Below are 419 nucleotides of genomic sequence, written 5' to 3'. Positions count from 1 at the left end.
CAAACGATTACGCTCACAGCTACGGATAACGCAGGAAATACTTCAGACTGCTCATTCGTGATTACGCTCATCGATGACATCGATCCGCAGATCACGTGCCCAGGTGATCAGAACGAGCCGGTAGATGCAAACTGCGAGTTCTCGATTCCTGATTACACGAGTCTGGCAACTGCCACAGATAACTGTGACGCAGGAGTAACTGTGACTCAAAGTCCAGCAGCTGGAGTAACACTCTCAGGTGCAGGAACGACACAAACGATCACTCTGACAGCAACTGATAACGCAGGCAACACAACAACTTGCTCGTTCGATATCACTTTGATCGACACGATCGATCCGGTGATCACGTGCCCAGGTGACCAGACCGCCAGTGCCGATGCCAACTGCGAGTTCACAATGGCCGATTACACAGGTCTCGG

General features: G+C 51.6%; 1 protein-coding gene. It reads left to right on the top strand.

Going from position 1 to position 419, the window contains the following annotated elements; translation table 11 throughout:
• Positions 1-419: HYR domain-containing protein (locus ABHV44_RS16240; RefSeq protein WP_459075764.1), on the top strand; the 419-nt coding region annotated here is incomplete at both ends.

Source organism: Halocola ammonii, assembly GCF_049334165.1.
Taxonomy (GTDB): domain Bacteria; phylum Bacteroidota; class Bacteroidia; order Flavobacteriales_D; family Sanyastnellaceae; genus JBEGHD01.
Note: the sequence above shows the minus strand (reverse complement) of the source record. Positions and strands in the feature narration are given on the sequence as shown.